Source organism: Nonomuraea sp. CA-218870, from assembly GCF_050936535.1.
Taxonomy (GTDB): domain Bacteria; phylum Actinomycetota; class Actinomycetes; order Streptosporangiales; family Streptosporangiaceae; genus Nonomuraea; species Nonomuraea corallina.
Genome location: NZ_JBNJMN010000002.1, coordinates 1136745 through 1148941, shown reverse-complemented (window position 1 = coordinate 1148941; position 12197 = coordinate 1136745). Strand labels below are relative to the sequence as shown.

Here is a 12197-nt window from a genome sequence, read left to right as displayed (position 1 = left end):
CTGGGGGGATGAGGGATGGGATGGGGGTGCGGATTCCCGAGATCGTGTGCCTCCGCACCCCTCGCCGGGATCCCGCTTATCGATCGGACGGGGTGTGGGTGCCCAGCACGCGCCGCCTGAACCTGCGTGGGGAGGTGGGAGATGCGGCCGGAACGCCGCGCCGGTCGTCGCGCTGGATACTGACTACGGCGGCGCCGAACCCGACGAGTACGAGAACGCCGAGGGCGATACCCGCTGCGGCGATGAGAGTGCCCCAATCGAGGGCGATGGTGCGGAGGAAGGTGTTGCGCATGAGGGGCTCCTGTCTGCTGAAGGGGGCCGCTTGCGTGAGCGGCACCGGCCTTGGGTGTCCCGGCGAGGGCGACTTCGCAGGCGAAGGAGCGAAGGACAACTTGACCGTCAAGATGTTTTGCGCAGCAAAAGATCTTGCAAGGGGCAGGTTGTCCGCAGTGACGGCCTGCGAGGCTGACCTTGTTCGGGACACCAGACGGAGGTGCGAAAGTGCCGCCTGCGCGACGGCGAGCCGCGGGCGGGCGCTGGCGAGAGCCGGGGACCGCAAGGGAGGGCGAGGTGCCGCGCGGAGCGTAGGCGTGACGAAGGCGGAGCGCCAGCGGAGCCGAAGTTGCGCCGAAGTGGAGCGCGCCGCGCACCGGGTCGGCCGCAGGCCGATCGTGTGCGACGCTCGCGCAGCGAGCGCCCTGTGCGCGGAAGATCTGGGCTGGCGAGCCCGCTACGGCGAGGTAGATCCGGGTCGGTGGGCAGGGACGACGGCGCTCGTCGGGACCAACGTACGGCGTCGCACGGTAGAAGCGGCCGGCCTGGAGGGGCGGGCTGTGCTCTGGACTGAGGAGCGATGGAGCGAAGCGACTGAGCGACGAGGGAAGAGCGCAGCCTCAAGCGCCCCGATACTGGCCGGCCGCGGTACGGCGGCCAGCCGGTCCGGACAATCGCCCCTCCCCTCCAGGCAGCGGGCTTGCCTGATCGCCCACGGCGCGGCTTCCCCTGTGATTAAGGGTGAGACCTTCTGGCGCATCTGTTCGATAATCAAGTGAGTGAAGCTCATGCGCTTCGAGATCATGACCTGGCCGTCCGGGAGAGGACGGCGGCGCCGGCTTGGCGCCGCCGTGGTCGGCCGCGTCCGTGAGACTTCGCCCCCGCCTGCCCTCGAAGGAGATCCCGTGCCCGCCTCCCTGTCCCAGGTACGTCTGCATGCCGACCAGGACGGTCACCGCTACGAGCTGACCCTGACCGTCGATGGTGATCGGCTGCACATCGAGCTGCGCGGCAACGACGCCGACGGCCAGCTCCTCGCCGACTTCAGCACAGCCGAGCCCATCCCGGCGGCCCACCTGCCGGTGCTCATCCAGCTGCTGACCGGCGGCCAGGCCGCGCTCGCCGGAAACCGGCGGACACCGACATTGCAGGAGCGGCGGCACACGCACAGCAACTCGCACCGCCCCTGGACCCCCGAGGACGACCAGCGGCTCAAAGACCTGGCCGCGGCTCCTGGCACCACCGTCCGGGATCTGATGCAGGTCTTCGGCCGCAGCCGCGGCGCCATCCGCTCCCGGCTGGAGAGGCTGGGAGTCGAGCCGGGCGACGACACAGGCAAGAGCTGAAAGTTCGGCCTTGCCGTGTTCAGCCGCTGCCCAGGAGCGGCGTGGCGGAGTTCGTACGTCCGCCACGCCGCCCTCGGCGTCCTTACGCGGGCGTCGTCTGGCCCTCCGGCGCTCGCTGCGTGGCCTTGGCCGAGGCGCTGGCGAGGATGTCGGGCAGGTGCTTCTTGACGAGGGTGCGCAGGCGGCGCTCATCTGTGCCGAACCGGTTCGCGGCCTCGCGTACCAGCGGCTCGACGTCCGCCAGGTCCGGGGTCGGCTCGGGCAGGACGCCGGCCTCGTCCGCGCGCTTGAACAGGCGCTCGAACTCGCGGCACCACCCCTGCCGCTCGCCGAACTCCTCCATCTCCTCACGGCTCATCGGCAGCGCCTTCAGCACGTCGTGCACGTGCTGGGGGTAGGCCTTCACCTCCGGATCGGTGAGGAGGAAGCGCAGCAGCGGGTCCTCGGAGGCGGCCAGCTTCTGGTGTGCCTCGGCGTGCCTGGTCTTGTACGCCTTCTCCACCTCGCGCAGGGCGGCGTCCCGCTTGTCCTGCGCTTCGGAGTAGGCCGCGACCTGGTCGGGAGACATGGTGTGGTCCCAGTCCGGAACCGGATGTGCGCGGTACACGCGGTCGGTCTCGATGTGGAGATTCCGGTCGTCGATGGCGTCGAAGAACGCCTTCACCTCGGGCAGCATGATGGAGAGTTCTCCTTGTTCCCGTGCTGATGGATGGGCTGCCGGAAGAAGGGCTTGAGGGGTGAGAACCCCGGGCCGAGGCGGCGGGCTTCCCCCTTCCGGCGAAGAGCCGACAGCGGCACGGCGAAGCGGGCCCGCGATCGTTCGGTTCTGCCTGTTTCAAGATGTTTTGCGCCAGCAAAAGATCTTGAAACAGGCAGAACTCGCCCACCAGGATCCGCAGAGCGGGGCGAGAGGACGGTCGCGGGGCGCGCCACAGTGCCGCAGGCTGCGAAGCCGGAAAGGAGAAGCCTGCTACTGCCCGGATGCCGCACCCCCGGCGCCCCTGAGGAGGCCTGCGTGTCAGCTGCGTGGAGCCCCGGGGCATGCTGACGGCCGCTGGTGATCGCGGCCGCCAGCACACCGCCTGAGGCTCAGTGCCGGGTGGCGGTCCTGTCCTCGTCGGTGAAGCCGTACCGGCCACTGAGGCTGCCCCGGCGGACCATCTCGCCGGCGGTGGACAGCGCCGTCTGGCTGAGGTCGTGGTCGTAGTGGATGGTGGTCTCCTGCCGGATGCCGAGCAGGCCGGCGAGCCTGGTGACGTAGGAGCCCGCGCCCAGCAGGACGAACACCCACTTGCGTTTCTTGGCCTGCAGTTCCTCGATCCAGGCCCGCAGGCGCGGCGCGTCGTAGCGGTGGGAGGAGTTCTCCGCGCCGTCGGTCAGGATGACCGTGATGATCTCCTCAGGGCGTTCCGGCTTGGGCAGTGCCAGCACCAGGGTGCGGGCCCGCTCGATGGTGTCGCCGATCGCGTCGAACAGGGCGGTGGCGGCGCGCGGCTGCAGCCGGATCTCCGGCACCTCGGCCAGTTCCACGTTGCTGAAGACGAGTTCGCCGACGTCGTCGAACTGGTACAGGGTGGCGGTGGTGCGGCCGGGCACCTCCCGCTGTGCTTGCAGGAAGGCGCGCAGGCCCGCTTCGGTCTGGGCCGTGATCGGGTGCATGGACCCGGACCGGTCCAGGACGATCTCGATGTGCCGCCAGCGGGCGGCGGGGTCGTCGGTCACCGCGTTCTCCTTCAAGAGGTCGGTGCGGCGGGCCGGAGTGGCCCGCGCGTGGGCCGCATCGACCACGGGTTCCAGGCGCGGGGGCCGGCCGCGCCTGGAAGGGCTCTGGCGGCGGCGCCCCCGCGCCGGGGTTCCGTGGTAGGCCCAAGCAAGCGCGGGCCCATCCGGCGCGAGCGTCCGGCCGGGAAGTCAGCCGGCGGTGAATCTCAGGCGGCCTGAGCGCGGCGGCGCAGCTCGGCCAGCGGCAACGGGCGCGTCACTCCGTGCCGTCGTCGCTTGAGGATGGCGACGTCGCCAAGTTCGGCGAGTAGCCGGTTCTCTTCGTGCTCGGCGCGCAGGAAGCGGTCGGGATGCGTGCGCAGGTGGTGCAGCCATTGCCGCTGACCGGCCCTTACGCAACTGCCGCCGCAGTTGTTGTGCCGGTAGCCCTGCTCGTACAGGCGGGGCGGGCGCACGCCCAGCGTTCGGGCGGCCTGCAGCATCTGTTCCTGGGTCAGGAGGGGCGGCTCGGCCATCGGGAAGCGCACCCGCCACGGTGTGCCCAGCCCTTCTGGATGCCGGGGATGCGGTGTCTTTCGGAGGAGTCGATGCCGACGTACACGATGGTGGTGCGCGGGTCGGCGTGGGCGGTGAGCCAGTCGCGGCAGGGTTTCTGCTTCAGCCAGTACGAGCAGGGGGCGATCCTGGCGTTACCGAGGAAGCGGACGTCGGCGAACACCTCGAACGGGGTGCGGCCGTCGCAGACGACGGTGAGGTCGACGCCGAGCTGGGCGGTGGCGTCCCGGTTGAACCGGTACAGGTCGTCGTCCTCGACGAGAGTGTCGGCGAACAGCAAGGTCAGCCGCTCGGTCCCGTGCACGGCCGCGACGCGCTGAGCGGCCGCCCAACTGCCGATGCCGCCGGAGAACTGGACTACGTGGCGCATCATGTGAGCTTTCCGGGCGACGGCCGCCGGGGCCAGGACACGAGCTTGCGCTGCGCGGTGGCCTGCCGGCACAGCCGGGCGCAGGCGGGGCACAGGGCTTGGCGCTGGACGAGGGGATCGCCGCGCCGGGCCGGATTGCCGTCGGGGCCGACCGGGGTGCCGGTGGCCTGATGGATCAGGACGGATACGGCATGGTCGGGGTCGACGAGGAGCGGACGCACGCCGCACCGGCAGCATTCGGTGAGCAGAAGCATGTGCCCCTCGAACGGGAGCGGCTCGTGCTCTCCGGGGTCGCTCACGGACATCACAGGTCCGCCCACCCATCGGGCGTACGCCGGATATGGCGGATTTCGCCAGCGGCGCGGACTTTGAGCAGCGCTCCCCCTTCCCGGACGGCCAGCACGACAGCGGAGCCGCGGCCGGGCACGGAGAGGATCTCCCCGGCGGTTGCGGAACGGCCGGGAGCGGGCGTGGGGGTGTTGCCGAGCACGCAGGCGAGCTCACGCTCGTCGATCTCGTCGCTGAGCAGGCGAGCCAGCTCGTCGATGACATGCAGCAGAGCGGGGCGCAGATCCGCGCCAGACTCGTTGAGCACAGCGCCGACGAAGTTCAGCAGATCCGTCAGGTCCGCGCGCGTGGAGGTCGTCAACATCGAGATCGTTCTCCTTCCATGACGGGCCGCCGTTGCCTCCGACAGGCGGACGGCCGCAGGCGCGGCGAAGCGAAAGGGATCGAGTGGGATGAGGGCGAAGGGCCCGCCCGGAGGGAAGCCGGGCGGGCCCTGTAGGTGTCAGAAGTCCGGCTCGTCACCGGCCGCCGCGCCGGCGGGAACCGGCTCGCCGTTGGCCTGCGGCCGCTCGGGCAGCGTGCTCTCCCACGGACTGTCCTGCGGCGGAGTGTTCGGGCGGTTGCGCCGGGTCTTGGCCACCTTGGCAGTGGCGTGGCGCAGGGACGGGCCGATCTCGTCGACCTCGATCTCGTACACGGTGCGCTTGTCGCCGTCCTTGGTCTCGTACGAGCGCTGCCGGAGCCGGCCCTGGACGATGACGCGCATGCCGCGGGTCAGGGACTCGGCGGCGTTCTCCCCCGCCTGCCGCCAGACGTTGGCGGTCAGGAAGAGGCTGTCGCCGTCCTTCCACTCATTCGACTCGCGGTCCATGTACCGCGGGGTGGAGGCGATGCGGAACCGGGCGACCGCCTGCCCCGTCGGGGTGAAGCGGAGCTCGGGGTCGTCGACGAGGTTGCCGACGATGGTGATGACGGTGTCGCCTGCTGCCATGGGTCTTCCTCCTGTGCAGTGGTTACGGCGGGTTCCGAAACGAGGGGCGGAAGGTGGCGGAGGCCGGAGCCCCCGTCACCGGCCGGGGGCTAGAAGGGGATCTCGCGGTCGGCGACCGTGGACTGGCGGTAGGCCTCGACGGCCTCGCACACGCACCCCAGGCAGATACGGCCACCGTCGAGGGTCTTCCAGCTGTGCTGGAGGGTGACCTCGTTGCCGCAGCGGGTGCAGGCGGTGATGTCGGTGGCGTAGAGAGGGAGGTCGAGGCTGAGTCGCATGTCCGGCTCCTTTTCGTACGGTGCCCCTGCTGGGCGGCCGTTCCGCGTTTCGGTGAGGGAGGACACGCAGGTGGAAGTGACGGAAGGCAAGGCGGCGGCCCCGTATGGGCTAGATGTTTTGGCGCCCGTTCCTGCTCTTGCGCCAAAAGATCTTGACCGTACGGGGTGAGCGGAGCGAAAGCCGCCTTGCCTGGAGGAACGTGCCTGCGAGGCTGACCGGTCCGAAATGAGGGGCGGGTGACCGGCAGGCGCATACGGCAGGGCCGACCACCGGCGTCAGATTCGACCGCACCTTCGGCGCCGGACCTCGGCCACCAGCACGGGACTACGGCGACGTGCTCGTCCGGCTCGGCCGGCCCCGGGCGCGTCCGATGTCCGAGCGGCTCGGTGAGCGGCTCGACCGGTCACCGTCGACATGAGCGCGTGCGCCGCGCGATGGAGTCGCCCACGAAGGGCCGGCCTGCTTGGGCGCAGGACGAGAAGATCGCTTGCCATGGTGGTCTCGGGGGCGTGCTCAAGATCGGCCGGACGAATCACCATGCCATCACCGGCGGCGACCGGCCGACAATGCGACCACTCGTCGGCTCATGCCTCCAACGTCGCCTCGGCGGCCGGCTTGAGACGCGGGACGGCGAGGTCATGGGCGGAGCGGGCCAGCCAAATCATGATCAGGACACTCGAGACCACACCGAGAGCCTCGACGGCGCTTTCCTGGTCCGGGAACGGCAACGCCGCCAGGATCAGGAAGATCGGCGCCACCAGGGCGGCGATGCCGTACGCGACGGTCGCCGTCCCCCAGCGGTCGTCGCACGCCTGGGCCCGCAGGACCAGCACCGTCCAGACCAGGATGGCCAGGCCGCAAACCAGCTCCGCCCCATCCGGGACGGACCAGTCGACGAGGTCGAGGACGCCGAAGACGGTGAACCCGCCGTACCCGAGCACCCCCGCGCCCCTCGCGTACTCCCGGTCGCCGCCCAGCACGCGCATGAACAGCAACACGACCACCCACATCGCCCCGGTGTCGAGCACCGAGGCAACCGCCCAGATGCCCGGCGGGACGAGGTGGAGCAGCCACGCCGTAGCGGTCGCGACGTAGAGCGCCACCCGTAACCGCAGGGTGTTCCGGTCCTGCTGAGCTGGCGGCCCCGCCAGCGGCCCGCGCAGGACCTGCCAGATCCCCCATGCCCAGAACAGCCCGGCCAGGACCAGGAGGAGCACGTTCTGTCCTGTCGCCGCGATGCCTTCGCTCACGGCCGCGAACAGCGTCAGCCACCGCAACGGGCCGAGGTCGCCCGAGATCAGGGCGATGACGACGGCGAGCGTCAGCGCGGCGCCGTACAGACCGGTGAGGAGCAGGGCGGGCAGGGCTGAACGGTGACGAGATAACACGGGCGCATCCTGGGAGGTTCGTAGGACAGGGGTGCGAACGCCTCACCCTACAAGCGATCAAGAGGAGCGGCCCCGGGCGGAGATCGTGCGCCCGCGGGGGCTGGAACGAGACAGGAAAGGACAAGCTCCTGCCAGCCTCAGTCCAGCTGTTTCACGAACGATCCCAGCCGGTGGTGACGTTGTTCAGCGGGCGGACTTGAGATAGCCGGCCAGAGTCTGCTGCAACGGCTGGAGCCAGTCCGGCCGGGGCGGCCCCATCATGATGTCGATCTCGCCGAGCGTGGGCATGCGGTCGCGAAGGGCTCCTGCGGGCACGTTGTGCTGCAGCGCCATCTGAACCAGCAGGGCCATCGAGTAGAAGGGCTCCCTTGCCAGAACCTCGGTGACGGCGCGGCAGGCGGTGTCCCGTTCGCCGAGGTGCCAAGCGGTGAAGGCCAGCAGGGAGCCGACCGGAGCCAGGAACGCGGGCTCGATCCGATCGGCCACATCCAGCAGCACAGCGGTCATGACGACCGGCTCGACCTGCGAGGCCAGCCAGGCTTCGTCGCGGACGCGGATGATCCGCAGGTCCATGCTGAGGCGGATGGCGGTGGCGTCATCCACGCTCCCGCCGTCGCGGTAACGGCTGATTGCCTCCTGCAGCCGGGCCCGAGCCTCGTGCACGATCTGGCCGGTCGGCGGTTGGGTGCTGAGCTGGTCGGCGAGTTCGGTGGCGAGCCGGCGGGTGAGGTGTCGCAGCCGTGCGGCGCGGTCTGCGTCCGGCTGGGGGGTGGGCAGGTTGGCGGAGGTCATGGCAGGCTCCTTGATCGATCCAGCCGCTGTCCGGGGGCCGGTCCCCCGGACGGCGGACACGATGGGCGAGGGCGTTCACGGATGGCGGGCGAGGGCCGCCTCGTCGGGGGTGCGGCTGAAGACCAGGTCGTCGGCGTAGGCCATGGCCGCCCGGTCGTCGCCGAGGAACCAGATGCGCAGCCGGCCGAGGTGGTCGACGGTGTCGATGCGGGCCTGGACGGGCATCCACCCGCCGCCGTCCGGGGTGTCGCCGGCGGCGAGGCGGACGTGCCAGCCCGGCTCGATGGCGCGGGCCGGCCGGAACTCGCCGGTCATGCCGGTGCCGGATGGTGTCCGAGGCCGAGTGCGGCGCCCAGCTTGGGGCCGAGTTCCAGCGCCTCGTGCACGGCGGGCAGGGCACGGCGCTGCCAGCCTTCCAGCGCCACCGGCAGGTCGGCGCCGTAGCGCAGGTGCTGCCGCAAGGTGGCGGCCAGGGAGGTGGCCTGCTCGATGCCGTTGTTGGCGCCGCGTGCGGTGTTGGGCCGGACCGGGGCGAGCGCGTCGCCCAGCAGGACGGCGTGGGCGTGGCGGCCGACCGGGTACACCATGCGCTCGGGTGGGGCGATGTCGACGATGGGGGCGGCGGTCCAGGCGGTGGTGGCTTCGATGATGTCGGCGGCTGCGGTGGGCAGCAGTTGCCGGGCGTGGCCGGAGACGTGCTCGCGGGCGTGCGCGGTGATCTGCTGCGGCAGGACGTAGGTGCGGCGGGTGGGATCGGCGGCCAGCAGGGTACGGAACTCCTGCTCGGAGTGGTTGAGGTAGAAGGTCCAGTCGGTGGCGATGCCGCCGTCACGCCGCTGGATCGGAAACAAGTGGAAGCCGGCCCCGTACGGTTCGATGCGGGTGTAGTCGTGCAGGGCCTGCGGGACGGTGGGCGCCTGGCCGCGCCAGGCGACGTAACCGCCGTAGCGGAGCTCCCGGCCCGGGTCGAGCAGGCGACGACCGGTCGAGCGGCGGCCGTCGGCGAAGACCACCAGGTCGGCGCTGATCGGGTCAGCGTCGGCGATCTGCAGCTGGGCGCGGCCGTCCGGACCGGGGGTGAGTCCGTGGACGCGGCGGCCCAGGCGCAGCCATCCCTTGGGGAGGCGCTGCAGCAGCGCGGTGTTGATCAGGTGCCAGGCGGTGGAGCGGCCCGGGTAGAAGGTGTGGGTGCGGCCGGTCTCGCGACGGTCGGCGACCTTGACCGCAACCACGCGCTCGCTGGTGAAGGGGACGAACTCGTGCTGCGGGACGCCGATGGAGTCCAGGACGTCCAGGGCGGTGTGCTCCAGGCCGATGACGCCGCCGGCCTGCGCGTGCAGGTGGGTGGAGGCGTCCAGGACGGTCACGTTCGTCAGGCCGGCCTGGTGGAGTAACAGGGCCAGGGTGGGGCCGGTGATGGAGGCTCCGACGATGACAATCGCGGGCTGGTCGTCAGGCTGGCAGGACGGTGCGGGGCGTACGGGGGCGAGCGAGGACATGGCAGCTCCTTGCCGGATGGCTGATGGGCTGCCGGATGAGGGGCCCTGGCATCTCGGAGGGCTGAGTGCGGCGGGGGTTCCCCTTCCGGCGGCGGCCGTCAGCGACGCGGGGAGCTGCGCCCGCAACCGTGCGTGTCTGGCGGGTTCAAGATGTTTTGCGCCAGCAAAAGATCTATGGATCGCCAGACCTCGCCCTCCGAAGGCCCCGCTGTGCGGGGGCGAGAGCAGGGTTGCGGGAGCGGCGACCGTGTCGCAGGCTGCGAAGCCCGGAAGGGGTCACCGTCGTGCTGGCCAGAGCATGCCAGGCGGTCAGCCGCGTCGAGCCGAAGTTCACTTGGCTGGAGCAGTTCATGATGCGATCAAGACAGTGCTCCGGCTCGTTCCGCGATGTCCTTGGACAGATGCACGACTCGCCTGACCAGCAGCGGACGCTCCTTCAGCGGATAGCGGTCTGGTCCGTACACGCGGGGGCCGAGAAGGCCCGCCGGAATCGCCCACACCCGCCTGATCACCTCTGCGGTGAGCCCGGCTGGGATACATTCCCCGACGCGTGCGAGTCACCGGCGTGGTCATCGAAGCCGAGCGAAGCCAGGTGCTGGACCAGGGCAACGACCGCTCCTGATCATGCGGGGAGCAGACCCCCTCGATCTCGATGGGGAGCACATGAGCAGGGACCATCCCCGCGTGCGCGGGGAGCACATCACCCTCCGGCACGCGGACGGGACCCCCGAGGGACCATCCCCGCGTGCGCGGGGAGCACCGGTACGGGGTGCCGGACCCGAGCAGGAAGCCGGGACCATCCCCGCGTGCGCGGGGAGCACGCTTGGCCGGCGTACGCCGCTTGCATGAGCCAGGGACCATCCCCGCGTGCGCGGGGAGCACCCCCCGCAGCGCAGGCCCGACACGCCGTTCTCGGGACCATCCCCGCGTGCGCGGGGAGCACCCGGGCGATCGGCCGTCTGTGATCTCGCTGAAAGGAGACAGCTACCGGCTGAAGAACCGCGACCTGGGCCGCGTCCCACCGGCCCGGCCTGAGCACAAACGATAGTCAACGACAACAGCAGGGGGTCAAGATTCAGACGTCGCTAGGGGGTCAGGATTCGACCGTCGTTGACACACCCGAGGTTCTCCCGCAGGCTATCGACCTCGTGGGGACCATCCCCGCGTGCGCGGGGAGCACCAGCGTGCTGGAGTCGTCCACCTGCACGAGCGGGGACCATCCCCGCGTGCGCGGGGAGCACGCCAAGGTCGCATAGCTCAGAGGAAGAGCACCGGGACCATCCCCGCGTGCGCGGGGAGCACGCCCTGGAGGAGGAGGGGTGCAAGACGTTCTCGGGACCATCCCCGCGTGCGCGGGGAGCACTCCGGCGGAGGTGTCGGCAGTCACCGGGACGGGGGACCATCCCCGCGTGCGCGGGGAGCACCTTGCATGACGGGTCCTTTCGGTCGGTGCCCGGGGACCATCCCCGCGTGCGCGGGGAGCACCACACCTACTTGTGTTCGTGTTTTTTACGAGCGGGACCATCCCCGCGTGCGCGGGGAGCACGAACGCCTCGGCGAGCTGTTCCTGGCCTGCCGGGGACCATCCCCGCGTGCGCGGGGAGCACATCACGTCTGCGATCTGCGTCCATTTCGCCGCGGGACCATCCCCGCGTGCGCGGGGAGCACTCCTCTTCGTCATCGAACGGCCTGCCGTCCTGGGGACCATCCCCGCGTGCGCGGGGAGCACATCCAGTTGGCGGCGGCTTACGTTCATGACGGGGGACCATCCCCGCGTGCGCGGGGAGCACGACCGTCCCCGGTTCCACGTCCACGCGGGCGGGGGACCATCCCCGCGTGCGCGGGGAGCACTCCGCCGGCCATCCCACGGAGTCCAAGATGCGGGGACCATCCCCGCGTGCGCGGGGAGCACCTGGCCATCCCCCGGAAGTTCAAGCGGTTCAAGGGACCATCCCCGCGTGCGCGGGGAGCACTCCGGTCGCGAGGGCCGCAAGATCGCGGAGATGGGACCATCCCCGCGTGCGCGGGGAGCACTGGTCGTGGCCGACTACGGCCAGATCGAGCTCGGGACCATCCCCGCGTGCGCGGGGAGCACATCGTGCAGTGGTTCGCCCAACTGCCCGGCATGGGACCATCCCCGCGTGCGCGGGGAGCACGACGGCTGCCTTGATCCGGGCGTCCAGCTTGCCGGGACCATCCCCGCGTGCGCGGGGAGCACTTGCCCGCCGACAGGTCGTAGTGCAGCAGCGTGGACCATCCCCGCGTGCGCGGGGAGCACTCGCCCGGCTGTGGCGCGGCCGACGGCCGCGTGGGACCATCCCCGCGTGCGCGGGGAGCACCGTGCAAGCAAAGGAGGTGGGATGCGTAGATCGGGACCATCCCCGCGTGCGCGGGGAGCACCCGTCCCCGCCTCCTGGTTCCCCGCCGACCAGGGGACCATCCCCGCGTGCGCGGGGAGCACCCTCGACGACCTGCGGGTTTACAGAGCAACGAAGCCGATTCTGAGCACTTTTGAAGAGTCAGACATTCTACCCATAAGATCCATATAGCCCCACATCCGGAACTGTTGCCACGTAGCATCTCAGGCAGACTCTGATCACCAAATCTGAGATCAGCGTGCTGGCGGCTGCCGTCACTTGGTCCGCGTCACGTCAAGGAAATCATGCTGTCAACGGCTGGGAGCCGTTCTTCGTC

General features: G+C 70.5%; 14 protein-coding genes and 2 CRISPR repeat arrays. Of the genes, 1 reads left to right on the top strand and 13 read right to left on the bottom strand.

The window, feature by feature from the left end; all coding sequences use genetic code 11:
* Positions 1-76: 76 nt before the first annotated feature.
* Positions 77-292, bottom strand: a complete 216-nt coding sequence (locus ACQEUU_RS34055; RefSeq protein WP_433073781.1) for a hypothetical protein — start codon at positions 290-292, stop codon at positions 77-79.
* A gap of 886 nt (positions 293-1178) precedes the next feature.
* On the opposite strand from ACQEUU_RS34055, the gene ACQEUU_RS34050 reads away from it, so the two are divergent.
* The gene (locus tag ACQEUU_RS34050) at positions 1179-1619 is read left to right on the top strand and encodes a hypothetical protein (RefSeq protein ID WP_433073778.1); all 441 of its coding nucleotides are present in this window, start codon (positions 1179-1181) and stop codon (positions 1617-1619) included.
* Positions 1620-1701: 82 nt separating this feature from the next.
* Here the strand turns inward: ACQEUU_RS34050 and ACQEUU_RS34045 are convergent, their stop codons facing one another.
* The 12 genes from ACQEUU_RS34045 to ACQEUU_RS33990 all read right to left on the bottom strand — a co-directional run bounded on the left by ACQEUU_RS34045 (position 1702) and on the right by ACQEUU_RS33990 (position 9503).
* Positions 1702-2295: a hypothetical protein gene (locus tag ACQEUU_RS34045; RefSeq protein WP_433073775.1), complete on the bottom strand. Its 594-nt coding sequence runs from the start codon at positions 2293-2295 to the stop codon at positions 1702-1704.
* Between the two features lie 413 nt (positions 2296-2708).
* Entirely contained in the window at positions 2709-3341 is a 633-nt protein-coding gene (locus tag ACQEUU_RS34040) for a hypothetical protein (protein WP_433073772.1), read from the bottom strand.
* Positions 3342-3547: 206 nt separating this feature from the next.
* Positions 3548-3856: a hypothetical protein gene (locus ACQEUU_RS34035; RefSeq protein WP_433073769.1), complete on the bottom strand. Its 309-nt coding sequence runs from the start codon at positions 3854-3856 to the stop codon at positions 3548-3550.
* Positions 3835-4266 carry a hypothetical protein gene (locus tag ACQEUU_RS34030; RefSeq protein WP_433073766.1) on the bottom strand — a complete coding sequence of 144 codons (432 nt, stop codon included), beginning with the start codon at positions 4264-4266 and terminating at the stop codon, positions 3835-3837. The genes ACQEUU_RS34035 and ACQEUU_RS34030 overlap by 22 nt, the downstream gene beginning before the upstream one ends.
* Positions 4266-4565, bottom strand: a complete 300-nt coding sequence (locus tag ACQEUU_RS34025) for a hypothetical protein (protein WP_433073763.1) — start codon at positions 4563-4565, stop codon at positions 4266-4268. Before ACQEUU_RS34025 ends, ACQEUU_RS34030 begins: the two co-directional genes overlap by 1 nt.
* Before the next feature lie 5 nt (positions 4566-4570).
* On the bottom strand, positions 4571-4918 hold the full coding sequence (locus tag ACQEUU_RS34020) for a hypothetical protein (protein ID WP_433073760.1): 348 nt from the start codon (positions 4916-4918) through the stop codon (positions 4571-4573).
* 138 nt (positions 4919-5056) lie between these two features.
* Positions 5057-5545 (bottom strand): single-stranded DNA-binding protein, encoded by a 489-nt coding sequence (locus ACQEUU_RS34015; RefSeq protein ID WP_433073758.1) that lies wholly within the window; start codon positions 5543-5545, stop codon positions 5057-5059.
* Between the two features lie 89 nt (positions 5546-5634).
* Entirely contained in the window at positions 5635-5823 is a 189-nt protein-coding gene (locus ACQEUU_RS34010) for a hypothetical protein (RefSeq protein ID WP_433073756.1), read from the bottom strand.
* A gap of 585 nt (positions 5824-6408) precedes the next feature.
* The gene (locus tag ACQEUU_RS34005; protein ID WP_433073753.1) at positions 6409-7212 is read right to left on the bottom strand and encodes a hypothetical protein; all 804 of its coding nucleotides are present in this window, start codon (positions 7210-7212) and stop codon (positions 6409-6411) included.
* 183 nt (positions 7213-7395) lie between these two features.
* A complete protein-coding gene (locus ACQEUU_RS34000; RefSeq protein ID WP_433073751.1) occupies positions 7396-8004 on the bottom strand; it encodes a DUF4192 family protein in 609 nt (202 codons plus the stop codon).
* Between the two features lie 75 nt (positions 8005-8079).
* A complete protein-coding gene (locus ACQEUU_RS33995) occupies positions 8080-8319 on the bottom strand; it encodes a hypothetical protein (RefSeq protein WP_433073748.1) in 240 nt (79 codons plus the stop codon).
* Positions 8316-9503 carry an FAD-dependent monooxygenase gene (locus tag ACQEUU_RS33990; protein WP_433073745.1) on the bottom strand — a complete coding sequence of 396 codons (1188 nt, stop codon included), beginning with the start codon at positions 9501-9503 and terminating at the stop codon, positions 8316-8318. Before ACQEUU_RS33990 ends, ACQEUU_RS33995 begins: the two co-directional genes overlap by 4 nt.
* Positions 9504-10173: 670 nt before the next feature.
* A CRISPR array of direct repeats spans positions 10174-10446; the repeat unit is 29 nt; unit sequence GGGACCATCCCCGCGTGCGCGGGGAGCAC.
* A gap of 207 nt (positions 10447-10653) precedes the next feature.
* Positions 10654-11964: a CRISPR direct-repeat array (repeat unit 29 nt; unit sequence GGGACCATCCCCGCGTGCGCGGGGAGCAC).
* Between the last annotated feature and the right edge of the window lie 233 nt (positions 11965-12197).

What these genes read in the sequence shown, in the direction of transcription:
- ACQEUU_RS33995 (WP_433073748.1), bottom strand. Translation starts at nt 8,319, where the DNA reads ATGACCGGCGAGTTCCGGCCGGCCCGCGCCATCGAGCCGGGCTGGCAC.
- ACQEUU_RS34010 (WP_433073756.1), bottom strand. Translation starts at nt 5,823, where the DNA reads ATGCGACTCAGCCTCGACCTCCCTCTCTACGCCACCGACATCACCGCC.
- ACQEUU_RS34055 (WP_433073781.1), bottom strand. Translation starts at nt 292, where the DNA reads ATGCGCAACACCTTCCTCCGCACCATCGCCCTCGATTGGGGCACTCTC.
- ACQEUU_RS34045 (WP_433073775.1), bottom strand. Translation starts at nt 2,295, where the DNA reads ATGCTGCCCGAGGTGAAGGCGTTCTTCGACGCCATCGACGACCGGAAT.
- ACQEUU_RS34030 (WP_433073766.1), bottom strand. Translation starts at nt 4,266, where the DNA reads ATGCGCCACGTAGTCCAGTTCTCCGGCGGCATCGGCAGTTGGGCGGCC.
- ACQEUU_RS34000 (WP_433073751.1), bottom strand. Translation starts at nt 8,004, where the DNA reads ATGACCTCCGCCAACCTGCCCACCCCCCAGCCGGACGCAGACCGCGCC.
- ACQEUU_RS33990 (WP_433073745.1), bottom strand. Translation starts at nt 9,503, where the DNA reads ATGTCCTCGCTCGCCCCCGTACGCCCCGCACCGTCCTGCCAGCCTGAC.
- ACQEUU_RS34015 (WP_433073758.1), bottom strand. Translation starts at nt 5,545, where the DNA reads ATGGCAGCAGGCGACACCGTCATCACCATCGTCGGCAACCTCGTCGAC.
- ACQEUU_RS34035 (WP_433073769.1), bottom strand. Translation starts at nt 3,856, where the DNA reads ATGGCCGAGCCGCCCCTCCTGACCCAGGAACAGATGCTGCAGGCCGCC.
- ACQEUU_RS34020 (WP_433073760.1), bottom strand. Translation starts at nt 4,918, where the DNA reads ATGTTGACGACCTCCACGCGCGCGGACCTGACGGATCTGCTGAACTTC.